General features: G+C 43.4%; 20 protein-coding genes. 5 read left to right on the forward strand and 15 right to left on the reverse strand.

Features of this window, described 5'->3' with window-relative positions; genetic code table 11:
- Window positions 1-78: 78 nt before the first annotated feature.
- The 4 genes from KS2013_RS08545 to rpoE all read right to left on the reverse strand — a co-directional run bounded on the left by KS2013_RS08545 (window position 79) and on the right by rpoE (window position 3,543).
- On the reverse strand, window positions 79-1,467 hold the full coding sequence (locus KS2013_RS08545; protein ID WP_228703658.1) for a Do family serine endopeptidase: 1,389 nt from the start codon (window positions 1,465-1,467) through the stop codon (window positions 79-81).
- On the reverse strand, window positions 1,460-1,936 hold the full coding sequence (locus KS2013_RS08550) for a SoxR reducing system RseC family protein (protein WP_068992512.1): 477 nt from the start codon (window positions 1,934-1,936) through the stop codon (window positions 1,460-1,462). Before KS2013_RS08550 ends, KS2013_RS08545 begins: the two co-directional genes overlap by 8 nt.
- A gap of 148 nt (window positions 1,937-2,084) precedes the next feature.
- The gene (locus KS2013_RS08555) at window positions 2,085-2,726 is read right to left on the reverse strand and encodes a sigma-E factor negative regulatory protein (RefSeq protein ID WP_068992514.1); all 642 of its coding nucleotides are present in this window, start codon (window positions 2,724-2,726) and stop codon (window positions 2,085-2,087) included.
- Window positions 2,727-2,952: 226 nt separating this feature from the next.
- Window positions 2,953-3,543: an RNA polymerase sigma factor RpoE gene (rpoE, locus tag KS2013_RS08560; RefSeq protein ID WP_068992516.1), complete on the reverse strand. Its 591-nt coding sequence runs from the start codon at window positions 3,541-3,543 to the stop codon at window positions 2,953-2,955.
- A gap of 255 nt (window positions 3,544-3,798) precedes the next feature.
- On the opposite strand from rpoE, the gene nadB reads away from it, so the two are divergent.
- Entirely contained in the window at window positions 3,799-5,397 is a 1,599-nt protein-coding gene (nadB, locus tag KS2013_RS08565) for an L-aspartate oxidase (RefSeq protein ID WP_068992519.1), read from the forward strand.
- Here the strand turns inward: nadB and KS2013_RS08570 are convergent, their stop codons facing one another.
- Window positions 5,398-5,829, reverse strand: coding sequence for a protein YgfX (locus tag KS2013_RS08570; RefSeq protein ID WP_068992523.1), 432 nt, complete (start codon window positions 5,827-5,829; stop codon window positions 5,398-5,400). It abuts the gene before it with no gap.
- The gene (locus KS2013_RS08575; protein ID WP_071890161.1) at window positions 5,829-6,086 is read right to left on the reverse strand and encodes an FAD assembly factor SdhE; all 258 of its coding nucleotides are present in this window, start codon (window positions 6,084-6,086) and stop codon (window positions 5,829-5,831) included. Before KS2013_RS08575 ends, KS2013_RS08570 begins: the two co-directional genes overlap by 1 nt.
- Before the next feature lie 139 nt (window positions 6,087-6,225).
- Here KS2013_RS08575 and ygfZ point away from each other — a divergent pair, with 139 nt between their 5' ends.
- Window positions 6,226-7,146 carry a CAF17-like 4Fe-4S cluster assembly/insertion protein YgfZ gene (gene ygfZ, locus KS2013_RS08580; protein ID WP_068992526.1) on the forward strand — a complete coding sequence of 307 codons (921 nt, stop codon included), beginning with the start codon at window positions 6,226-6,228 and terminating at the stop codon, window positions 7,144-7,146.
- 50 nt (window positions 7,147-7,196) lie between these two features.
- On the opposite strand, the gene KS2013_RS08585 is transcribed toward ygfZ, so the two are convergent.
- Together KS2013_RS08585 and KS2013_RS08590 are read right to left on the reverse strand one after the other, a co-directional pair.
- Window positions 7,197-7,838: a peroxiredoxin-like family protein gene (locus KS2013_RS08585; RefSeq protein WP_083217824.1), complete on the reverse strand. Its 642-nt coding sequence runs from the start codon at window positions 7,836-7,838 to the stop codon at window positions 7,197-7,199.
- Window positions 7,839-8,005: 167 nt separating this feature from the next.
- Complete coding sequence (locus KS2013_RS08590) at window positions 8,006-9,868, reverse strand: DUF885 domain-containing protein (RefSeq protein WP_068992530.1); 1,863 nt, start codon at window positions 9,866-9,868, stop codon at window positions 8,006-8,008.
- Between the two features lie 330 nt (window positions 9,869-10,198).
- Here KS2013_RS08590 and fabA point away from each other — a divergent pair, with 330 nt between their 5' ends.
- Together fabA and fabB are read left to right on the forward strand one after the other, a co-directional pair.
- The gene (fabA, locus tag KS2013_RS08595; RefSeq protein ID WP_068992533.1) at window positions 10,199-10,711 is read left to right on the forward strand and encodes a bifunctional 3-hydroxydecanoyl-ACP dehydratase/trans-2-decenoyl-ACP isomerase; all 513 of its coding nucleotides are present in this window, start codon (window positions 10,199-10,201) and stop codon (window positions 10,709-10,711) included.
- Window positions 10,712-10,757: 46 nt separating this feature from the next.
- On the forward strand, window positions 10,758-11,969 hold the full coding sequence (gene fabB, locus KS2013_RS08600; RefSeq protein ID WP_068992534.1) for a beta-ketoacyl-ACP synthase I: 1,212 nt from the start codon (window positions 10,758-10,760) through the stop codon (window positions 11,967-11,969).
- Window positions 11,970-12,018: 49 nt separating this feature from the next.
- Here fabB and KS2013_RS08605 read toward each other — a convergent pair whose 3' ends face one another.
- From KS2013_RS08605 to KS2013_RS08620, 4 genes are all read right to left on the reverse strand, one after another.
- Window positions 12,019-12,282 carry a DUF3081 family protein gene (locus tag KS2013_RS08605; RefSeq protein ID WP_068992536.1) on the reverse strand — a complete coding sequence of 88 codons (264 nt, stop codon included), beginning with the start codon at window positions 12,280-12,282 and terminating at the stop codon, window positions 12,019-12,021.
- Window positions 12,283-12,353: 71 nt separating this feature from the next.
- Complete coding sequence (gene lysS, locus KS2013_RS08610) at window positions 12,354-13,853, reverse strand: lysine--tRNA ligase (protein ID WP_068992538.1); 1,500 nt, start codon at window positions 13,851-13,853, stop codon at window positions 12,354-12,356.
- Between the two features lie 209 nt (window positions 13,854-14,062).
- Window positions 14,063-15,161 (reverse strand): peptide chain release factor 2 gene (gene prfB, locus KS2013_RS08615; protein WP_156768985.1). Its coding sequence is split into 2 segments (ribosomal slippage): window positions 14,063-15,085 and window positions 15,087-15,161, totalling 1,098 coding nucleotides; the frame shifts between segments, so codons are not numbered across the junction.
- 213 nt (window positions 15,162-15,374) lie between these two features.
- A complete protein-coding gene (locus tag KS2013_RS08620) occupies window positions 15,375-15,866 on the reverse strand; it encodes a DUF4442 domain-containing protein (RefSeq protein WP_068992544.1) in 492 nt (163 codons plus the stop codon).
- Window positions 15,867-16,037: 171 nt separating this feature from the next.
- On the opposite strand from KS2013_RS08620, the gene KS2013_RS08625 reads away from it, so the two are divergent.
- The gene (locus KS2013_RS08625; protein ID WP_083217825.1) at window positions 16,038-17,885 is read left to right on the forward strand and encodes a DUF885 domain-containing protein; all 1,848 of its coding nucleotides are present in this window, start codon (window positions 16,038-16,040) and stop codon (window positions 17,883-17,885) included.
- Window positions 17,886-17,929: 44 nt separating this feature from the next.
- On the opposite strand, the gene KS2013_RS08630 is transcribed toward KS2013_RS08625, so the two are convergent.
- The 3 genes from KS2013_RS08630 to KS2013_RS08640 are packed head-to-tail and all read right to left on the reverse strand — an operon-like array spanning window position 17,930 to window position 24,499.
- Entirely contained in the window at window positions 17,930-18,469 is a 540-nt protein-coding gene (locus KS2013_RS08630) for a GNAT family N-acetyltransferase (protein WP_068992550.1), read from the reverse strand.
- A gap of 11 nt (window positions 18,470-18,480) precedes the next feature.
- Window positions 18,481-21,843: a UvrD-helicase domain-containing protein gene (locus KS2013_RS08635; protein WP_068992553.1), complete on the reverse strand. Its 3,363-nt coding sequence runs from the start codon at window positions 21,841-21,843 to the stop codon at window positions 18,481-18,483.
- Window positions 21,833-24,499 carry a PD-(D/E)XK nuclease family protein gene (locus KS2013_RS08640; protein ID WP_068992556.1) on the reverse strand — a complete coding sequence of 889 codons (2,667 nt, stop codon included), beginning with the start codon at window positions 24,497-24,499 and terminating at the stop codon, window positions 21,833-21,835. The genes KS2013_RS08635 and KS2013_RS08640 overlap by 11 nt, the downstream gene beginning before the upstream one ends.
- Window positions 24,500-24,503: the final 4 nt, after the last annotated feature.

The raw sequence follows: 24,503 nt of genomic DNA on the forward strand, positions 1-24,503 counted from the left end.
GTTTAAAGACTAAGCGGCCTATTTTAGCTGAATCCATGAAAAAGGCCAGCTAAGTTGCTGGCCCCAATTGATGTCATATTACTCCAGTTCGATGACCAGGAAGTCACTACCCACACCCTGCCTGACTATTAATATCGCGACCTTTCCTTCATCAGGCAAAGTAGCAAGCGCTGATTGGAAGTCCTTCATATTTCTAATAGTAGTTCGGTGTAGCTTTTGAATGATATCACCCTGGCGTAAACCAGCTCTGGCTGCCGGGCTATCACGCTCAACCTCACGAATTATAACGCCCTTATCAATACTTGTTGCTTCTTTTAGATCAGGCGTTAGCTCCGTTACAGCCAGACCCAGTTCTTTTTTACCTGAATCATTATTTGCAACAACCTGCCCATTAGCATCGCTTAAAGTGACCTCAACGGTTTCCTTATCACCGTCACGGACGATGGTTAACTCCACTTCTTTGCCTGCAGGCATTTGCCCAATGTAAAATGGTAAATCTTGAGCCTTACGTACTGGCTTTCCATCAACTTCTGTCACCACATCACCGACCTTAATCCCAGCTTTATCGGCTGCCATGTCAGGGAGCACTCGAGTTACCAGGGCACCACCGATACTGTCCAGACCAAAAGCATCAGCCTTGTCCTGATCAATCGGACCAAAAGTAACACCTAGGAATCCTCTGTTGACCTTACCATCTTTTAAAAGCTGTTTACGGACATTATCCGCCAGATCGATAGGAATAGAGAATGATAGGCCACTACTAATCATGGGGTTAAAGATCATGGAGTTGATACCAACTACTTCACCATCGAGATTAATGAGGGGACCACCCGAGTTACCTCGGTTTATCGCTACATCAGTTTGAACGAACGGGACATACTGTGATCCCACTTCACCGCGCCCTTTGGCGCTAACTATACCTGCAGTCACGGTTTGTTCCAGGTTAAAGGGCGCACCAAAAGCAAGGACCCACTGCCCAACCTTCAAATCACGTGTATTGCCGAGTTCAAGAGCTTGTAACTCCAGTCCTTCAGTATCAATTTTAAGAAGTGCTACGTCTGTACTGGCATCACTACCTATAACCTCTGCATCGAACTCACGACCATTATACAGTTTGACAACAGGTGTCTCAGCATCAGCTACCACATGATGGTTAGTCAAAATGTATCCATCTTCATCAACAATAAAACCTGATCCACCGCCTCGGCCAACTACCCGGCCCCAGCGTTTCACTTCAACTTTAATACTTACAACGCTCGGCTGAACTTTCTCCACTAGCTGAGTAAAGTCAGGAAATGATTTTGCATCTACACTGGCCACTGACAAAGATAGCCAAGCAATTACAGTTAAGGATAAAAAGCGCTTCAACATAATGATGTTATCTCCAATACGACGATTTTTATAACTATAACCTTTTGAAAAAAAACTATCCGTTCGGTTCCCACAAGTTCGACAAGATCTAGTCATCAGATGTTACGATTTGTGTCACCTCAATCGGTCTCTTTACAATTCTTATCAGTTTAGGCTCGAGTCGAGTTTTGTTCTTTTCACGGTTTAACAGCCATCTAACGAATAGAAAACCTGTAACAAGTCCAGCAGTAGCACTCAGGATAGAGCCTAACTCTGACAATTGAGGAAATAATATTGAAGATAAACCTAAAGCTAGCATCAGGAAGATAAGAGGAAGTAAATACACCGCCAAGGAACCTTTCAGCACTAAATCTTCAGGAATACCCACTTCAACCTCATCATTAATATGGGCATTCAAAGTATTTTTTAAAGGTGTGACGAACACTTTATGAGAAAATGCTTTATTAACAATTCCACTGCCACAGGTCGTGTTGACCTGACAACTGGAGCAGCCAGTCTTAGTAAGGGTCTGAACCCAGGCCCTGTCACCCTCAACGGCGACTACATGTCCGATTTCTGTAAACATTAATCAATATCTCAGCTCGCTGTATATCAGGCAAAAAAAAACCCACCTTACGATGGGTTTTATTTTAGCGCAAAATATGGTTATTTGAACTACTCAAAGTAGTCAGCTTGAGTAGAGCGCTTTTAATGACCGCTATTGTCGGCCTGTTTTACTCTTGCGACTCTTCGTACTGCTCCTTTTCATGACCCTTCTGCTCTAAAGCTCTCATTGGAACCTGCACAGGTATAACCTTCTGGTTGCTGACAACCGTTACTGTAGGCAAACTGCTCATGCCGGTAATTTGACGCGTTAGAGCCTCATGTTTCAAAAACATATCATGCATTCTTTGCAGCTCTTCACGATTAGCGTTGGACGCAATAGCAGCAGTAGAAGTATTAGCCGCATTCATCTGCTTATTCTGTGCAGCCAGTTGTTCTGTGGCGAATATATCAGTCTGTGTATTAGACATACTGAATAGAGCGACTAAAGCGACAGAGGCAGCTATTGCCATACCACCAGCCTGTTTCCACAGACGTGACGGGAACGCGATAACGTTACTGTCTGCCGCCTTTGCCTGGTGAGCAGGTTCATCAGCAATCGCTTGACTGACCTTACCTGAAATGTCTAAGTCTGGACTATGCGTCTCTTCACGCATGATCTGCCCAATCATATGATAACGAGCCCACACGGACATCGATTCACTGCCCTGCTCTAAGCTTTCTTCATCCATCAGGCCATTATTATTGGTTGATGTTTGTCCATCCACCCAAGCAGATAGCAGTTCTTTATCAAAACGCCTTGTATCGCTCATTAACTTATAACCTCTGTTTTACTTTGCAGTTAAAGCCTATGTTTTATCGGCTTTTGCCATTAACCCTGCAAAGCGTTGCAAGCCATTAACTTTGCATCAGTGTGAAAATTATTTTTGTAAACTCACTTTACATTACTTATACCAATTGACTGGTGTTCCAATGAAAAGTTCACAGTTTTTGTAAAAAAGTTTGTCTATTCAGCTTACTTTAAGGGAAATATCCCTTCTAAGAACGCCACCCCTGTTCCAGTAAAGGCGCGATCTTTTGGTCTATCGCATCCCGAGCCCTGAAAATTCTGGACCGAACCGTACCCACAGGACAATCCATAGACTCAGCAATTTCCTCATAACTGAGACCGTCAATTTCACGTAACATAATGGCTGTCCGCAAATCTTCCGGTAATTCTTCGATAGTTTTAAAAATAAGACTCTTAATTTCATCTCTGAACATCAACCGCTCGGGACTGCCCCCATCACGGAGAGCATCGCCACCTTCATATTGCTCTGCATCAGCTGAATCAATATCACTTCCCGGCGGGCGCCTACCCTGGGATACCAAAAAGTTCTTGGCTGTATTGATTGCAATACGATATAGCCACGTATAAAACGCGCTGTCACCGCGAAAGTTAGGCAAGGCGCGATATGCTTTAATAAATGCTTCCTGCGAGATATCCATGACCTCGTCCTGGTCCCGCACAAATCGAGAAATTAAATTCATAATCCTCTGCTGGTATTTAACGACCAGCATATCGAAGGCTTTCTTATCGCCTTTCTGGACACGCTTAACTAACTCTGAGTCTACGTCAGCCTCAGACATACTGTCCTCTACTTAGTTGTCCACTTCTCATCAATGGTCCCCGTTCTTGTTATATTTGCAGGGCAAATAATCATCATTGTAACTTGTCTTTTAATGCCTTGTTTTATAGAAAAAACTAACCGAAAACAAGTGACTATGGTAAAGTCCGCATTATGTTATTGGTTATTGTGCTAGGAAACGCAACAAGTTTCCACTAGCTAATGGTAAAGACTGACCTGATTAATGCAGGAAAAGTTCCCAACATATAAAAATTCCATGCAAGACTCTAAGCAACCACGGATCCACTCAACCGATGTATTAGTGATAGGAAGCGGCGCAGCAGGCCTGTCAGTCGCTCTCCGCCTTGCTCATAAAGGTAAGGTCACGGTACTCAGTAAAGCAGAAGTTACTGAGGGCTCAACTTTTTATGCTCAGGGCGGTATTGCTGCTGTACTGGATGAAAATGATTCAGTTGACTCCCATGTAGAAGACACTCTGATTGCTGGTGCTGGGCTGTGTAAAGAAGATGCCGTTCGCTTTACTGTGGAACATTCAAGAGAAGCCATTGAGTGGTTAATCGAGCGTGGCGTAGCTTTTAGTAAGGAAGATGAAGTATACCACCTGACGCGAGAAGGCGGTCATAGCCAACGACGCATTATCCATTCCGATGATGCTACTGGTAAGGCTGTATCAACGACTTTAGTGGCAGCTGTCCAGGCTGATCCTAATATTGAAATTCTCGAGAACTATATTGCCGTTGATTTAATCACTGGTGACAAGGTAGGTCTTGAGCACAAGCGTTGCCAGGGAGCTTATGTACTTAATTTACAAAAAGATCGAGTAGAAACTATTCAGGCACGATTCGTTGTTCTGGCTACAGGTGGAGCGAGTAAGGTCTATCTGTACACATCGAACCCGGATATCGCCAGTGGAGATGGTATCGCCATGGCATGGCGTGCTGGCTGTAGCGTCGCTAATCTGGAATTTAATCAGTTCCACCCTACCTGCCTATATCACCCTGAGGCTAGAAGTTTTTTGATAACAGAAGCGCTTCGTGGGGAAGGGGCTGTGCTACGCCGGCCAAACGGCGAACGCTTTATGCCCGAGTATGACGAACGGGCTGAGCTGGCGCCACGCGATATTGTGGCCAGGACAATCGATCACGAAGTAAAAAAATATGGTTTTGACTGTGTATATCTGGATATTTCACACAAAGAGCCAGAGTTTATCAAAAGTCACTTCCCCACCATTTACCAGCAATGCCTTAAGTTTGGTATTGATATCACAACCGACTCCATCCCTGTGGTGCCAGCGGCTCACTATACCTGTGGCGGTGTCCGGGTGGATACACGCAGTCGTACCGACGTCGATGGACTCTATGCCGTTGGTGAAGTAGCCTGCACGGGCTTACACGGTGCTAATCGCATGGCCAGCAACTCACTGCTTGAATGTCTGGTCTACGCGCAAGCCGCAGCGCAGGATATTGAATCAATCTGGGATACCATTATAGAACCTGCACCGCTACCTCACTGGGATGAGAGCCAAGTTACAAACTCTGACGAAGAAATCGTTCTCAGTCACAACTGGCATGAATTAAGACAATTGATGTGGGACTATGTCGGTATTGTTCGAACGGATAAACGACTTCAACGCGCAATGCGTCGTATTGAACTGTTGCAGCAGGAAATTCATGAGTATTATTCTAACTTTAAAGTAAGCAATGATCTGATTGAGCTGAGAAACCTGGTTCTGGTAGCCGAATTGATTGTAAAGTGCGCCATGCAACGACGAGAAAGCCGGGGTTTACATTTTACGCTCGATTACCCGGAGCAGAAGGAAACCGCAAAGGACTCAGTGCTGGTACCGCGAGACTAGTTACTCGGCCTTATAGAACTTGAGAGTTCTCGACAATTTTCGGAAATCTGAATCCTTCATTGCATCTCGAAATAATATCAACTGATATGTTTGATTCGGCTTGGACGGATCCAGCTTTCGATACTTCAGTGTTACCCACAGAGGCCATATTACAGACTCTTTCTTAACTTCAATCGCCACTTTTAATTCGCGTTCAATAATGAACCAGCGCCCTTCAAAGAAAATCAGCTCGGTCACATCCTTATATAGACCTTCTAGCATTTTCAACTGCCATGCACCAAGAAGTAATGTCGCAGGTATTCCTACCATCGCATAAATCCACTTCTGCTGGACGAGTCCAGTCACTAAAAACAACAGCAAGAAAGCCAGCCATACACAGGCAAAGATTATGCGACTGGTTTTGGCTTTTTTTAATTCGATCCTGAAATTCATTATGTTTTTATCTGCTGGTCCACAAACTCTCTGATAGAACTTACCAAATTCGCAAACTTTGGTTTGGGTCTTTCAAACCCCATAATCCAAGCGTATAAATCAGGGTCTGTTTCTTCCAGCAATTCGCCATATAGAGCGACATCCTCTTCACTGAACTGATTCGACCGACTCTCAAGATATGGAATTAATACTACATCCAGCTCTAACATGCCACGTCTGCTGCCCCATTGAAGCTTTTTAAGTTGTTGCTCTTTCACTGCTTGCTCTTTATCACTAAAATAATTTCCGTTAATTATAGCCTTAACACTGCAAAACCGCTAAGTTTAGGAGTAAAATCATCGCAGAAACTGATTTGGGTTTCGTACTGATAATTCGACGGTAAACAATAAGGGCTTTATGAATTTCACCAATCAAGATGCAACCCAGCATATTCCGCAACTTCAAAATATTGCCTGCGAGCTTGGTCACTATGGCGTGATTCAGGTCTCTGGCGAAGACAGCTTCAAGCTATTGCAGGGCCAGCTAACCTGCGATATGAAAAACATTACCGATACCCAGGCTAGTATTGGTGGTATCTGTAGCGTTAAAGGTCGGTTGCATAGCGTGTTTTATATCATGAAGTTCGAGCAGAGTTATTTGCTGCTCCTTCCAAAAGATACCCTGCAACATACATTAGATACACTAGCCAAGTACGCTGCGTTTTTCCAAACTGAACTGGTTGATGCCAGTAAAGATTATGAACTCTGGGGCCATACTCAAAAGTCACAGGGTAATGTGTCCACGGATATGGAAGTACTCTCCGTCAGTAACCTCAATGGTATCTACGACCTTCACCTGAACAGCCTATTTAACGCTTCGATCCTTATAAGTCGGAAAAATCGGGCAGGTGAGCTGATAAAAATGCTAGCGGGTACAACACTTGCAGATAATAACGCATGGGACTACATTGAGCTTCAGGCACACTTGCCTATATTTGGCTCGGCTGCCATAGAACATCACTTGCCCCATAATATTGGCTTACCCCAGGTTGGTGGAGTCAGCTTTGATAAAGGGTGTTATACCGGCCAGGAAATTGTCGCGAGAATGCACTACCGAGGAAACTTAAAAACCCATTCGGTTCTGACATCCATCGATGAAGAGGTAAGACTTGCGGAACTAAGCAAAGTCTTTGACGGCGATGATAAAAAAGTTGGCGAACTTATCCGGACCACCATATTCGATGGGAAAACTTACTGTCTGATAAGCCTCAATGACAAAGCCTTAGAGCAGAACCTGTTCATTGGCGATAACAAGGCCAGCCTTCAAATTCTCTCCTGATACAGTTTATTCGTAAGCGCTGCTTTCAAACAGCGCTTACTTTAAAACATCTACTGCTTTTCCAACGCCAGTTTGGCCGCAGTCAGTAATAATTCCGGTTCGATACGAACCTTATAGTTTGGGTTGGCATATTGGAACTGAATGATCCCATCTTTATCGAATACAAATACGGCGGGTACTGGTAAAGTGCTTTTATCATCCCCGGCCAAGCGTACCGTTTTTCCTCCAATCGACTCAACCTTATCTCTGTAATCATTTGGAATATGGAAAGCCAGACCAAACTGCCTTGTCGCTTTCAGCTGAAAATCTGAAATCAACTGATAATCTAGCTCTCTATCTTTACTCGTTTTATTCAACTCGCTGGGTGTATCCGGACTAATTGCCAATAGCTGGTAGCCCAAATCTTTTAGCTCATCTTGGATATCCTGAAGCTGGCTCAGCTGGGCATTACAAAATGGGCACCAGCCACCCCGATAAAATACAATTATAGTTGGCTGCTTTGATATCTTTTCCAGTAAGCTGAATGGAGCACCTTCACTATCAAATAACATAATATCTGGAGCTGCCTGACCTATAAGAAGAGGTGAAACATCATTCGGATCATCAACCACCTGAGTTCTATCAATAGCACTCACCAGTTTTGCTGATACCAGCATGACAAGCATTAAACAGAGCTTGCTAAATAATTTCATAAGAATTTATCTCCTGTCTTAAGATAGGAATTAGAGAGACTATAGCTTGAAATGTTACAGGAATTTAAATTAATCATAATGTAGAGGACTGATGCGGCCCGGTAATTACAGTATACCAAGCATAAAAAAAGCGGCACAAAGGCCGCTTCATAATTTATCGACTTGCATTAGGCTTTTTGATTTTCAATCCACTTCTTGATTTTATTCTCTAGAATATTTAACGGAAGTGCGCCATCCTTCAGAACCTGATAGTGGAACTCACGCACATCAAAGTCTTCACCTAGCTCAGTTTCAGCCAAAGTTCGTAGTTCACGAATTTTTAGCTGACCAATCTTGTAAGCGAGAGCCTGACTTGGGATCGCCATGAAGCGCTCCGCTTCAGATACACGACGAGCCTTGGCGGCAGCCGAGTTTTTCTCCATATAATCCAGTACTTCTTCACGAGTCCAGCCCTTAGCATGTAAGCCAGTATCTACCACTAAGCGGATAGCTCGCCATAGTTCTGCGCTTAAAGCACCGTAGTATTGGTATGGATCGGTATAAACACCCATCTCTTTACCTAATGACTCAGAGTATAACCCCCACCCTTCAATATAGGCAGTAGTACCACCAAAACGGCGGAAGTCAGGTATGTCTTTTAATTCTTGCTGGGTTGATATTTGGAAATGATGTCCCGGCACGGCCTCATGCAAGTACAGCGACTCTACCGTCCACGTTGGACGCGCACTCAAATCGTAAGTGTTTACATAAAAAATACCAGGGCGAGAGCCGTCTGGGGCAGGTCGTTGATAAGATGCTGCAGATGCAGATTGCTCACGGAAGGCCTCTACCGCACGAATCTCGAACTGAGCTTTTGGAATGACCTTGAATAAGTCCGGTGCCGTTTCATCCAGCTTTTCGCGTAAATTTTCATAGGCCTGAAGCATGTCCTCTTTCGTTTCAAAAATAAACTTTGGATCGTTTTTAGTGAACTCGAAGAACTCCTGTAAAGTTCCTTCAAAACCCACTTCATCCATAACACCTTGCATTTCGCCATGAATTCGAGCAACTTCATCAAGTCCTATCTGGTGAATTTCATCCGGAGTCAGTTCCGTGCTAGTAGTCTGCTTTACCTTAAATGCATACCACTCCTTACCATTTGGTAATGCAATCATGCCCGCTGTTTCTCTCGCAGCTGGGATATACTCATCCTTAATAAAGTCATGCATTTTGGTGTACATAGGTACAACCATGGTCTCAATCATTTTGACGTATTCGTCCGTCAAACGCTTTTTATCTTCCTCTGAAAAGTCTTCAGGTATATTTTTGATTGGGGTATAGAATAAGCTTTCTTCAACATCATCAACCATGTGCGCTTTTAACTGAGGAACAACCTTAACCATCAACGCTTTTGGCTGAACCACGCCACTTTCCATCCCAGTACGCATGTTCTTGATTATGACATCTACGCCAGTGTACGCTTCTTCCATACGACTCAACCAATTCTCATAATCTTTAACCGTATTAAATGGTTGGGCACTCTGACCAGAACCCAGCATCGCGAAGAAGTTAAATGGATTGTAAAACTGCTGAATTGGCTGCATATAATCAGGGAATTCAGCTCCAGCTATTTCCGCCTGACGATCGTTTTTAAATATCTGGTAACTCAGTAAGGCCTGACCTTCCAGTTGAGATTCATCAATTTCCTGTATCTTGCTCAAATACTTTTTGCTGAATGCTAATGCTTCTGCTCGTCCCTTTTCCGTGCCAAAATCACCCAGACGATCATTAAAGCGATGATCTCCCATAAAGGTGGCCGATAATGGATTCATTTTGAGGTTTTCTTCCCAATAGGCCTCATAGATAGCGCTGGCTTTTTCAGCTTCTGTCATCTGCTGCTCTTTACTGTTTTCAGCAGGTTTTTCTTTGGCGGTGGCCTGCTCTACTTTAACAGCCGTGCTTACTTTTTTCTTATCAGCCTCTTCACCGTTACAAGCGGTCAACAAGACCGCTAAAGCAACCGCAGTGAGTTGAAACTTTGTGGATTTCATAGGGACTCCTCTCACAACTTAGTATTAATAATAATTGTTAATTGATAAGCCTGTTAGCGACTTACAATGAATCAAAATAAACTATACCGCTGGCCTCACTACAAGACAAAGCAAACTCGTAACAAAGTGTTGCACGCAGAAAGCGGTAGATACTTCTAAGCAAAACCATCATGACAAATCTTTACATTAACAAAAAACACTAAATATCAATAAGTTACTGATAGAATTGTGCAAACATCCCACTGTCCATACCACCTTGTGCTTAGAAAAAAGGCACAATAGAGCTTTATCAAAAACTGCTTATTCAAGCACGCAAGGCATCTTCACCTTATGCAAAAATCTTCATACAGTAAGCAAGATCTGCTGGATTGCGGTCATGGCAAATTATTTGGCGAAGGAAATGCCAAGCTACCTCTACCTAATATGTTGATGATGGATCGCATCACCAACATTCAGGAAACGGGTGGTGAGTACAATAAAGGGCAAATTGTTGCCGAACTCGATATTAAACCGGACCTATGGTTCTTTGATTGCCACTTTGAGGGCGACCCGGTTATGCCCGGTTGCTTAGGCGTAGACGCGCTATGGCAGTTAACCGGCTTTTTCCTACCCTGGAAAGGATTACCTGGAAAAGGACGAGCGCTGGGTTCGGGAGAAATTAAATTTACAGGGCAAGTTTTGCCGACAGCGAAGCTTGTAACCTATATAATCGACATCAAAAGAGTTATTACTAGAAAACTGAAAATGGTCATTGCTGATGGCAGAATGTTAGTGGATGGCAAAGAAATCTACACAACCAAAGATTTGCGCGTCGGTTTGTTCGAGTCTACCGACAATTTCTAGTAAAAAACTATACAATACAGAAAATTTTCAATAAGCGGGTGTTATTGTGAAAAGAGTAGTAGTCACAGGTATGGGCATCGTATCCTGCCTCGGAAATAATATCGAAAATGTAAAACAGTCTTTAATCGATGGTAAGTCTGGTATCAAAAAAATCGATGCCTATGAAGAACATGGTTTACGTAGTCACCTGGCTGGGAAACCTGATATTGATGTTTCGGAGCATATCGATAGGAAAAAGCTTCGTTTCATGGGTGACGGTGCTGCTTATGCCTACATCTCAATGCAACAGGCAATTGATGATGCAGGCTTAAGTGATGAGCAAGTTTCCAATATCCGTACAGGCCTAATCATGGGTTCTGGAGGAGGCTCGCAAAGCACGCAGGTAGAAGCTATAGACATAGCTAAAACTCGAGGCGCAAAAAGAATCGGTCCTTATGCAGTACCCAAAACCATGGGCAGTACCACCTCGGCCTGTCTAGCTACCCCTTTTAAAATCAAGGGTATCAACTACTCCATCACTTCAGCCTGCGCGACCAGTGCGCACTGTATCGGTAATGCCTACGAGCAAATTGCTCTAGGTAAGCAAGATATTATGTTTGCCGGTGGCGGTGAGGAAGAAGACTGGCGTTTAACCGTGCTGTTCGATGCTATGGGTGCTCTTTCCAGTAAATATAACGATAGTCCTGAAACTGCATCACGTCCATACGATGCAACACGTGATGGATTTGTCATTTCATCTGGTGGTGGCTGCCTGGTCTTGGAAGAATTCGAACATGCTAAAGCTCGTGGCGCTAAAATCTATGCTGAGATTACGGGTTACGGCGCTACATCAGATGGCTACGACATGGTAGCACCTTCGGGTGAAGGTGCCGTACGTTGCATGCAGCAGGCGCTAGCTAGCACAAAGAATGCTGTGGATTATATTAACACTCACGGTACCAGTACCCCTGTTGGTGACACGGCAGAATTAGAAGCCATCAAACAGGTCTTCCCTGATAAAGTGCCTTACATAGCCTCAACTAAGTCATTAGCAGGACATTCATTGGGTGCTACAGGGGTCCATGAGGCAATTTACTCCCTTATCATGATGGAGAATAACTTCATTGCGGCTTCAGCGAATATCACAGAGCTGGATGAAAAGGCAGAGGGTTTACCCATCGTTCAACAACGTATGGATAATACTGAAATAAAAAGCTTTTTGTCTAACAGCTTTGGTTTTGGTGGAACCAACTGCTCGCTGCTGTTTGAAAAGATCTAGCTTTTAAGTAGCCTATCTTAAAAAAAAAGCCCGTTTTACCGGGCTTTTTTTATTTCAACTTTATTTTGTCGATTTTGGCTAACTTTTCCATAAACTCGTCTTTGTCCAGAACACTCTTGTACTCCAGGTTATATTTGCTATGAAAGTTAATGCTTAAAGTTACCTTATCGTCGGTCAGATCAACATTATATCCGTCTAAGTCTGAATAGGCATTAATCCCTTTATAAAAGTACTTATTACCACGTTTCTCACCAAGCTCAACGATTTTCTGGTAAGCGCGTAAAGCCATTCGAATATCAATATCAGAAGCCATAAAACCTCTTCTCTAACTAGAATCAAAAAATGTTAGTTACAAAAAAGCCCGCAGTAGCGGGCCCTTAACTGTTACTCTGGACGCATGTGAGGGAACAATAGTACATCACGAATTGATGGGCTGTCGGTTAACAACATCACCAGACGATCAATACCAATACCCTCGCCTGCTGTTGGCGGAAGACCATACTCCAGGGCACGGATATAATCAGCGTCATAGTGCATCGCTTCATCATCACCAGCGTCTTTCGCTTCAACCTGAGCTTTAAAGCGCTCTGCCTGATCTTCAGCATCATTTAACTCTGAAAATCCATTCGCCAATTCGCGCCCTCCGGCAAAGAACTCAAAACGGTCAGTAACAAATGGGTTTTCATCGTTACGACGAGCCAGAGGCGAGACTTCTGCTGGATAAGCCGTTATAAACGTTGGTTGGATCAACTTGTGCTCAGCGACTTCTTCGAAGATTTCAATTTGAATCTTGCCCAAGCCCCAGCTATCTTCAACTTTTACATTACAGGCCTTAGCAACTTTCTTTGCGGATTCCATATCATTCAGCTGGTCAACCGTGACTTCGGGTAAGTACTTAACAATCGCTTCAAGCACCGTCATACGCTCAAAAGGTTTACCGAAATCATAAGTCTCACCACTACTTTCAAAAACTGTCGTACCTAATACTGACTCAACTGTATAACGTAGCATTTCTTCAGTTAAATCCATTAGGTCATTATAATCAGCGTAACCCCAGTAGAATTCCAACATAGTGAATTCAGGGTTATGACGAGTCGATAAGCCTTCATTACGGAAGTTACGGTTTATCTCATACACCTTCTCAAGACCACCCACGACCAGACGCTTTAAGTATAGCTCAGGTGCAACTCGTAAAAATAATGGCATATCCAAAGCGTTATGATGCGTTTCGAATGGTTTCGCGGTAGCACCACCAGGAATGACGTGCATCATTGGAGTTTCGACTTCAAGGAAGTCTCGATTTTCTAAAAAGTCGCGGATCGCTTTCACCACTTTTGAACGAGCTATAAACGTTGCTCTAGAGTCTTCATTCACGATCAGATCGACGTAACGCTGACGATAACGGGTTTCCTGATCCGATAAACCACCCCATTTATCAGGTAGTGGACGCAAAGACTTGGTCAAAAGCTTGATGTCAGAAGCTTTGACTGAAAGCTCTCCTTTATTGGTTTTAAATACCGTACCCTCAATACCAACGATGTCGCCAATGTCCCAAGTCTTAAAGTCATCATATACTTCATCGCCAACCTGATCCTTACGCACGTAAGACTGAATTCGGCCTGACATATCTTGAATGGTGATAAAGCTCGCTTTACCCATGTTACGGAATAACATGATACGACCAGCAACCTTTACCTTCTTACCGATTTCCTCCAGCTCAGGCTTTTCTTTATCGCCGTATTCAGCAGCGATCTCAGCAGCCAGGGAGTCACGACGGAAGTCGTTCGGAAAGGCAATCCCCTGTTTTCGTTTCTCCGCCAACTTTTCTTTACGCAATGTAATTTGTTCGTTGACGTCGACGACTGGGGTTTCTTGATTGCTCATTTTTTCTCTTCACCTCAAGTTAATTACTTAATCATTAAAACAAGTACCGATAAACGGTACAAAAACACACATCATTTTTCTGTGAAAATAAATGTCGCTAATCACTCAGTATCGCACCCTTCAGGTTTGATTTCCTAGCGTTAGCTAGCGCATAGTCATACGCTCAAAACTTAGCATCATTTTATTATGACCGTTACGAGAGCAGTAAGTTACACACCTGCCTTTAAAGATGCCTCGATAAAGTCATCTAAATCACCGTCCAATACAGCTTGAGTACTGCTGGACTCATGTCCAGTACGCAGGTCTTTAATTCTCGATTGATCAAGAACGTAAGATCGAATCTGACTGCCCCAGCCGATATCCGACTTAGACTCTTCAAGGGCTTGCTGCTCTTCTCGCTGCTTTTGCATCTCAAGCTCATAGAGTTTAGCTTTCATCATTTTCATCGCTTCAGCACGGTTTTTATGCTGGGAACGATCATTCTGGCATTGAACCACAATACCTGTTGGAACATGAGTCAGTCGAATCGCGGAATCTGTCTTATTAACGTGCTGGCCACCTGCACCACTGGCTCTGTATGTATCTACCCTCAAATCCGCCGGATTGACCTCAATATCAATATCATCGTCCACCTCAGGGTAAACAAATACCGAGGCAAAAGATGTATGGCGACGGTTTCCAGAGTCAAAAGGCGACTTTCGTACTAAACGATGGACACCTGTTTCAGTTCGAAGCCAACCGTACGCATATTCTCCGTCAACTTTGATGGTAGCGCTTTTAATGCCAGCGACATCTCCATCAGATTCTTCCGTGACCTCAACTTTAAAACCTCGACTCTCGGCCCAACGCAAATACATTCTTAACAACATACTCGCCCAATCCTGAGCCTCCGTTCCGCCAGAACCGGCCTGTATATCAAGGTAGGCATTACTATCGTCCATATCACCAGAGAACATGCGACGAAATTCCAGCTTTGCCAGCATTTTTTCGAGGCCGCTGACTTCGTCTTCTATCATTTCAACGCTATCGGAATCATCCTCTTCCACAGCGATTTCCAGCAGGTCTAAATGATCGGTTACGCCTTGCTCGAGTTGACTGATAGTTTCAACCACCGCTTCTAGCTTGGCTCGCTCCTGACCTAAGGCTTGTGCCCGTTCCTGATCATTCCAAACATCAGGCTGCTCTAACTCTCTTGTGACTTCCTCTAGACGCTCTTTCTTAGCATCGAAGTCAAAGATACCCCCTAAGCGTTTCGACACGCTCAGACATATCTTTTAAATGTTCTCTTATTGGATTAACTTCTAACATACTGCCCCAAATTATTGCCGTAATATGCGGTATTACCGCTCTTTGTTACGCAAAAGGGGCATATTTTAACCAATCACGGGGCTACTTCATAGCCATAAACCCTGTCATCTGGTCAATTTCAAAAGAAAAGTTGTATATTTTGATTTTGAGTTGGCTTTAAAGTTGATTGTCTTGATTCAAAGGCGATAAATTAAGCAAACCAAAACTGTTCTTTTATGAACGTTTTGGTGTCCACGCCCAAATCATCTGACAATTAATAGGCTCTTTCCCTTCCTCATCAGTAACTGATACAGCAACCTCTACTTCCCCTTTCTCTAAAGTCAAAATACTATTAACTTGCTGTTCAGTAAGATGAGCTTTTGCAACCAGATCCCCTTTAGCACGCTTTAGGAAGTCAACCTTCAGAGTCTTTATGACAGGAACCTTATCGTCGGGAACATTCATACCAACAACCATACCAGTGGCTGTTTCAGCAATAAGGGCCATACCGGCTGCGTGAATGGTGCCGATATGATTTTGGACTTTAGTCCTATTTTTCAGCCTGAACTCGGAATGTGCTTTAGTCAACATAAGGACTTCAACTTTGGCGGTTCCCACCAGCTTTACGGTTCGACGCAGAGCAAAGTTAAGAGCTGGTTTTTGTAAAAAACCAGGCAGACTTTCTATCTTTTTTACCAGCCTGGCTAGTCGGTTGTTCTCACTCATTAAACTATCCCCTATGTAGTTTTGCCTGAAGTACATTTCAATCTGGACTGACCAGTATAATTGCATATCCCATGAGATGTGTAAAAAGATATTTCAAGCCCGCTACGCACTGATTTTTTGTGGTAATGTTTTTAACAGCACAACAACACGTCACAACAATGGAATTTTATAATGAATAAGAAACTTACATTAATTAGTCTTAGTGTTGCTTTAGCACTGGTGGGATGCACGGATGAAGAGGCCAAAACTCTAAACTCCCAACCAATTCAAAAAGCTGAAACTACGGCTGGACAGTCAGAGGCAATGACTGCAGAAGAAGCTTCCGAAAAATTAAATCAACTTTTTGCTGAAAATTTCGAGCAGAGTTTAAAGCTCAATCCCATTCGAGCTACAGCCATCGGCGACAACCGATATAACGACCAGCTACCAAACTTTTTATCCGCAGAGTACAGAATGAAAATGCACAACTTTACAGCCAGCTGGCTGCAAAAAGTCAAGCAAATCGACCGTACCCTGTTATCTGGACAAGACCGCTTAAGTTATGATGTCTTTGTTTATCAATCCGAATTGGCTCTTGAAGGGGAAAAGTTCCCCGGGCACCTGATTCCGCTTAATCAGTCTAATAACCTGACCAGCTTTTTTGCCCAACTGGGATCAGGCCAAAGCCTACAGCCATTCAAAACAGTTGAAGATTACGACAACTGGTTAAAGCGTATTGATGACGGCGTGAAGATCCTGGATCAGCTTATTGTTAATATGAACCAGGGTATTGAAAAAAATGTCGTGCAGCCTAAAGCCTTAATGGAAAAAGTCTTACCTCAGGTTAAGGCCCATATCGTTGATTCACCAACCGACAGTATATTCTTCCAACCTATTGAGAGTTTCCCAGAAGACTTTTCTGAAGAAGATAAAAAACGTTTGAAGGAAGCCTACACAAAAGTGATTGCAGAGGACATAGTGCCAGCTTATAAGCGCTTACATGATTTTATTGAAGAGGATTACTTACAACACGCACGTAATACATTTGGCTTAAGTGAACAACCTAACGGTGAAGCTTGGTACAACTATCAACTTAAAACGTTCACTACTACCGATCTGTCTGCAGAAGAAATACACCAGTTTGGCCTAAAGGAAGTCGCAAGAATTAGAGCCGAGATGCAGAATGTCATGAAGCAGGAAAACTTCGAAGGCAGCCTCAGCGACTGGTTCGCTTATGTACAGTCTAACCCTGAATTTTATTACGATAATGAAGAGGAGCTTTTACAGGGATATCGCGATCTTCAGGCCAAAGTAAATAAGCTATTACCGAAAATGTTTGATGTTCAACCCAAATCAGATTATGAAGTTAGAGCGGTAGAAGCTTTCCGTGCCGAATCAGCATCAGGTGCGTCTTATATGGCAGGCAGTTCAGATGGCAGTCGTCCGGGCATATTCTACGTCAACACCTTCAATCTCAAAGGCCAGCCGAAATTTGGAATGGAAACTTTATCTCTGCATGAGGCGGCACCAGGACACCACTTTCAGATCTCTCTGCAGCAGGAAGTTGAAGGCTTACCAATGTTCCGACGCTTCGGGGGATTAAGCGTTTTTTCTGAAGGCTGGGCTTTATATGCTGAGTCAATTGGTAAAGAGATGGGTATGTTTACTGACCCAATGCAGTATTATGGCCGCTTAAGCGATGAAATGCTCCGCGCAATGCGCTTAGTGGTTGATACGGGTCTGCATGCAAAAGGCTGGTCCCGCCAAAAAGCCATTGATTATATGATGGAAAACTCATCGATGGCCGATACCGATGTTGTCTCAGAAGTTGAGCGCTACATAGCATGGCCCGGACAGGCTGTTTCATACAAGGTAGGGCAGCGAGTAATTACTGAATTAAGAGCTGAAGCGGAGAAAAAACTTGGCGAACAATTTGATATTAGAGAATTCCACCGCCAAATTTTGATTGACGGAGCATTACCAATGCCGGTTTTGAAAACTAAAATACGGGAATGGATCGCTTCAAAGCAAAGCGCATAACTCTTGATTCTTTTGAAAAAACAAAGGAGCCAACAGGCTCCTTTTTAAAGTTTAAGGTTCCGTGTCAGACATCCATATGCCACTTCATCTTGCCAGCGTCCATCAAATTTAAAGTGTTCTTTGAAATAAGCTTCTCGCACCATCCCGAAATGCTCCATCAGTTTCCATGACGCGATATTTCTAGGTTCACAGTAAGCAACAATTTTATGGCATGGCCAATCTCTTACTATTATCTTTAACATCGCCTTAGTAGCTTCAGTTCCAAAACCTTTACCATGATAATTCCGATTGAACTTATAACCGATTTCAATCTGCTCGTGGTATTTATTAACGTAACGAAACCCAATATCCCCTATCAGCTTAGGCTCCGATTTTAGTACCACGGCTGCTCCCATCCATCGTCCTTCTTCACCGGTCCACTCTCCAAAGTGGTTTAGGAATAGCTGGTGGGCATCCTTTTTAGATGAAACCGGCATAATATATTTCATGACTTCAGGATCCATCGCATAGTCACAATAATCTTCAAAGTCAGATTCTTTCAAGGGACGTAATAATAGTCGTCCCGTATCAATGACTTCTTTCATTTTGTTCTCCGCTAACTTAGTAATTCAAAATGCTTTAACATTGGAAAATATAATGCGGTTTTAACCGGTCTATCATCGACTGCCTTAATCAACTCTCTATAATTTTCTAGCTGGGGCTGATAACGTTCAACTTCAGACCTTATAAAGTTTTCTACGTTATCACCCAGATGAGAACCTGACTTATAATCAATGATCCAGCGCGTACCACCTTCATCAACAAATGTCCGGTCGATTACAAAGGTTTTATAGTCACCATCAATATTTCCGGTCAAAGCCAGCTCGCAACGCGCTTCTCGGTGTGGCTGTAATATCCACCGCGCGCGATCATCTTCAGAAACATTCAATAAGCCCTCGGTTAAACGCTCCCTGGCATATTGAGCACGACTCTCATCATAACCGCTGGTTTTCAATTGCTGATAAGCTCTTGTAGCAAATTGCTCTATATTGTCACGCGTTAACTGCCACTGTTTATTGGCTATCAACTCCAACTGCCTATGAATTAAAATACCAATCGTTTTAGCAACATCAGTTGCCCAGTCAAACTCCAGTTCCTGAACTTCAGTTTTGGCCAATTCAAAGTTCATTTTATGAACTGGCAAATTAATTGCCTGATATTTCCATTCAGGCATGAGTTTTAACCAACCCTGTTCGAATACTTCTTCTTCCTGTTCAGCTGGCTGAATGTCCCGCTCCTGAAACCGCATAAATTCTGCTTGAATTTGGTTCTCATAAATTGGAGCCAATAAACTCATCAAGGCTGAATTATCAAATTTCGATAAGCCCCACTCTTCTTTCTTTGCATTCCAATTAGACTTACCACAACCAGTTAAATAAAGACGCCTCTTAGCTCGTGTAGCAGCAACGTAAAGTAAACGCGCACTTTCAAGTCGATCTTTTTCTTTGGAGAACCGACTGACCAATTTATATAGTGACTCTAATTCTCCAGCCTGATCTACGGGAGCCAAAAGATACTGACTGCGATCATCCGATGTTGGGAACTCCTCCCATACCATCAATGATTTATCGTTAGCTCCACTCTTTTTGTCCAGCCGAGGTAAAAAAACGGTATCAAACTCCAGGCCCTTAGACTTATGCATGGTCATAATAGACACACGGCAATTTTCTGAACGGGTTGGAGGAGAGAACAGCTGGCTTAAAGCATCTTCTATGGTATGGTAGTCACTGATAATCGTCTGTTGCTCAAAGTCTGAAATGAAATCCAAAGCTGTATACAGTTGTTCCAATTGATCGTCATCCAGAGCTAATGCTCCACCCAATTGCAACCAAAAACTTTCCAGCTGAATTGCTAGCGGCTGTTGATAAATAGAACTTAGATGATGTTTCAAAACCGGAACCTGTCTTTCTAGACATGTCCTTGCTTCTTGCGAGAGCCCGGTAACGTTAGCATACTGCTCGGTTACCAGTGATAAGTCATCTTCGAACTGCTCCACTAAAAGTGTGATATCACTCAAGCTTAGCCCAAACCAGGGGGACTTAAAGAGTGCGATCCAAGCCACTTTATCCAGAGGATGGAGTAATATTCTTAATAGAGTAAGCAGGTCAAGAACCGGCTGCTTTTGCTCAAGCTGCTCGAACTCTTCAGCAACGTAAGGAATTCCACGTTCGCGTAGTGACTGTATCACTTCTTCTCCGTGGTTCCTTGCTCTGACAAGTACCGCAATATCCTGTTCAGGATAATTCTTTAGACACCACTCTATAGAGCTGGCAATATAATCAGCCTCACGTTCGTGAGCCAGTTTATCGTCATCAAAAAATAGTTTGTATTCGACTTCATCTCCAGATGTTTCATCCTGAGTGGCATCAGCTTGAGCTAAAGTAACCGCGCCCAGAACGGGGTCGTCATAATTGGGGAAGACCTTTTCAAAACTTTTATTTACCCAATTCACAACCTTTTCACTCGATCTGAAGTTACTGGTTAGTTGCAGGAAGTCTAGAGATATATCACCAATACCATGCTCTCTTGCCTGTATAAATAAACCCACATTAGCTTCACGGAACCGGTAAATCGACTGCATGGGATCACCGACAACAAACAAAGTGCGTCCATCATCTGGCTGCCAGCCAGCGGTCAGCTGTTCGACTAGATTGAACTGGCTAAAGGAAGTGTCCTGAAACTCATCCACCAGTATGTGGGATATCGAATAGTCCAGCTTCAATGCCAGTTCACTGGGCTGATTAATGTCGCCCAAAGCTCGGCTCGCTGCCATAGCTATTTCTGTATAATCAACCTCACCACTATTTTTAAACTCAACTTTTAAACTTGCCGCCGCTACCTGCATTAATTCTGTTAAGGATTCAATAACTTCCCACTCACCTTCTTGAAAATGCAGATCAGGGAAGTTTGCAACCGATGACATTTTTTCATCTAGCGAAGGTTCCTCTTTTAGCTCATTGAACAATTCTTTTGACTGTTCTTTGCGAGCTTTTATCAGCTGTTTCTCTTCCTTGGTTTCAGCTACTGTTTGCGGAGGTAGCTGTCCGCTTGCGCGTAGCTTACCTTGTTTTGTTAAGCAGAAAGAAATGATTAATTTCCATTGCGGCAAGCATTCGACTACCGGCTCCGGCCACTCCGTTAACTGCTTTAGACCAGCAAGCTCATGGCTTTCATCAAAATAATCAGAGGCAAAAATAATATCTGCTAGCAGCTTATCTTTTTTTTCTTTAGTCAACACGTTATCAAGCTGCTTTAATTGCACCAATAATAAATCGGAAAAACCCTGCTCTAAAACGGCTCGTTCATTCGCTCCTTCACTCTGCAAACGCAACCACTGATCGCGCTTCGCTAACTGTTGAGCCAGCAAATCCTGAAGATATTGAACTTTATTGTCAGTATGAGCCAGTACACGATATACATGCTCAGCCCAGGGTTCACTGGTCCTGACTCCGTCTATTACCGTCTTTGCAGCTTGTTGATAGAGCAACATAGGATTGTTTGTTGGGCTTAACTGGCCACCAAAATTTGCCAGCACTGGCATTTGATTGGCCAAAGAAGCGCACAAGGAGTCGAATGTCTTAATTTGTAATCGTTGGGGGCTACTGAGCAGTCCCCAGCCTAAATAGCGATCTCGCTCTAACACCTGATTGGCTAATTGCCAGGTTAAAATTTTATGCTCTTCAATGGGCTGCTCTTCTAATGCGGCATACAGTGATTCAATAATCCGGTTTTGCATTTCTCGAGCAGCTTTACGCGTAAAAGTTATGGCAACGATTTCTTCAGGATTTTCCACAACACTCAGTAGCTTTAACACCCGCTGAGTTAATAACTCTGTTTTACCTGAACCGGCTGGTGCCTGGACAATAAAGGAGCGTTCATGATTAATCGCGTCTCGTCGCGCTTGCTGATCACGAATCATAAGAACCTCCCTGTTGAACATTATTGAGTGAGCCCTTTCGTCTCTGATTAATTCGACAAACGGAACTGAAATCACAGTAGTCACAGCTACGCGGATTAACAACAGCCCTACCTTGCTTTATCGCCTGTCCTACTTCTTCCAGCTGAAGTTTCCAGCCATCGATTAGTTCAGCCACTGGCGTTTTGGTTGCGCTTTGTTTTCCCAGTGCTAAATTTTCAATGGTATCAGCGATACCCTGATATCGAACTTCCTTAGCATTTATATTAAAGAAGCTTACACCTGCAACCGGCTCATCATGTTGGTTAATGGCGTATAAAGCCAGCTGGGGCTCTTCAGGTGGCTCGCTTATTAAAGACTTCCTCTGAGCATTACCTGTTTTATAATCGATAATGAGCAGGCCATCGTCCACCTTATCAATTCGATCCACCTGTAAATTAAAGACCAAATCCGCCACCTCAATCTGCTGCCTTTGCTCATGATGCAGAGGAACAAACGGTAATCGCTTGCTGTCGACAAATAGTGCCCTGGATAGCTGTTTCAATAATCGAGATTTTTCGTTGTTATAAAATGAATCCAACTGCAGGTAATACAATTCATCTTTAAATTCTGTAAGCACCTGTTCCAGTAATGGCTCTATCATATCCGCTAACTCAGGCTCGTCACGGTTATGAATAATCTCACTGGACGTTTGTTGTTTCCAGAATCGCTCTAGGACTTTATGCACGATCTGACCCCGCTCCATGGCATTAAGACCCTGCTCTACTTCCTCAAATGCTTTGGTTTTTAAACGATAGGTCAAATAAGCTTTAAACGGACAGTTGATCTGATCCTTAAAGAAACCAGTACCACCCTTAATTGCATGTTCGGTCAGTTCTATTCCGCTGTCATCCTCATAGGATTTAACATAACTTTCTTGTTTGCACTGCTCTATATAATCCGGTGCCAGTAGCGCTCTTGCCGCAACGTCCTGATGCTTATATTTCATCAATAAAGGACTGGGCATTAGCTCACTATCTCCCTCAAATAATGGGTAAGAAAAAGTAACGCGCGAGCTGGAGTACAACAGACTTTCGATTAGCTGCTGAGCATAATCTAACTCTCTTTGGCTCGAGCTCCCCGGCATTTCATGTTGCTTTAGAAGCTGCTTTTCAATAAAAGGGTTAGGGTTAGGCTTTGCAGGCAACACCTGATAAGTGGCGCCTGTTAACCATACCTCATCAAACTCTAAACCCAGGGTTTCCAATATACCCATGATCTGAATGGGAGCCTTTGGCTGCTCCTGATGAAATTCTTTTTCAGCAACCACCGTTTTTAATAACGATAACAACTGCGTAAAGTTAATAGCGTCCTTATAAAATAACTGATGAGACCGCAGGCTATTAAAACACTCTAAAAAAGTTTGTTTTATCTGGTACTCGCGACTATTTAATGTTCTATACCCCGGCCACTGAAGCACTTGAAGTAACTCAGGGAGGACCTGCATCCAGTCGGTAATTTTTCTCTTTTCACGGACCAGCTCACGCCCTGCACCCAAGCATGCCGCAAGCTCATCAAGCTGCGAACTTTTTTCTAGAGAAGCAAAATTTTCTATAGTGTAACGTTCTTTATGTTGTTCTCTAAGGTTCTTATCTAACTGAGCCCTGACTTGAATAGTGTTTTTGTTAAGTCCCCAATAGGGGCTCATGAGTATTTGTCTAAATGTTGATTTATCAATACTACCGTTAGCAAAAGACATCAAGTTCAGTGCTGTTTGTATAATAGGCTGCCTTGTTAATGGCTCCCCCAAGGAAAAGTCATACAAGCCCTGAACCTCGCTGTCGGAAATGCTTAGACAGGGAGTCATCTCCTGCCATAACAGCCTTTCCAGTAGAGGCTTGTGTTTTTCAAGCTCAGGAACCACGATAGCGAATTTAAAATGAGGGTTGTCTCTAAATTCCGTTTCAACTGCCTCCCGGGCTCTGATAATGGCTTGTCGAAATTCTTCCCGCAGACTGTTGAAACGAAATACTTGCGGTTTGGCCTGCGAACTATCTCTTTGTAACCACCGCACCTCCGTCAGATCGCTCATACACTCGAATAAGGCTTTTTGCTGTGGGCTAATTTGCTCAAAACCCGCCAAATAAATTGTTTTGGGAAGCATCTTGCCAATCAGTTCAAAATGCTTGATGAGCTTGTTCATGCTTGAGGGGTTGTCCAACCAGCGATTCTGTTCAAGCATATGCGTAAAAGTTTTTCGCCACTCAGCAAAAGCCTGCTGGTCTTTATCCCAGGGCACAGAGTCATTCAAATCAAGTTGCCATTGCTGATACTGCTGCCAGGCTTGCCAGGCTTTTTGGGCAGTAGCTGGGATTTGTAATAGATAATTGTTCCAGTCGGATTGTTCTACGATATCCTGCCATAGATAAGAGCTCTGAGCTTCACTCAGCACATAAGGTAGCGGCTCCTCATTGGCAGGCCATTGTTCACCCAACCAGGTCCAAAGTAGCGAACTCCAGGCTGACCATGGCATAACTTCCAGGCTCGACCAAACCGTTTTACCCTTAGCTGCCTGCGATTTATTAAATTCTTCGCGGATATGACGCGATAGACGCTGACTACCAGTGATAACAACACTACGATCAGGATCTATCGCTTCAAGTTGATAGCTCGATTCCATTTAT

Origin of the sequence: Kangiella sediminilitoris (assembly GCF_001708405.1) — a bacterium.
Lineage (GTDB): Bacteria > Pseudomonadota > Gammaproteobacteria > Enterobacterales > Kangiellaceae > Kangiella > Kangiella sediminilitoris.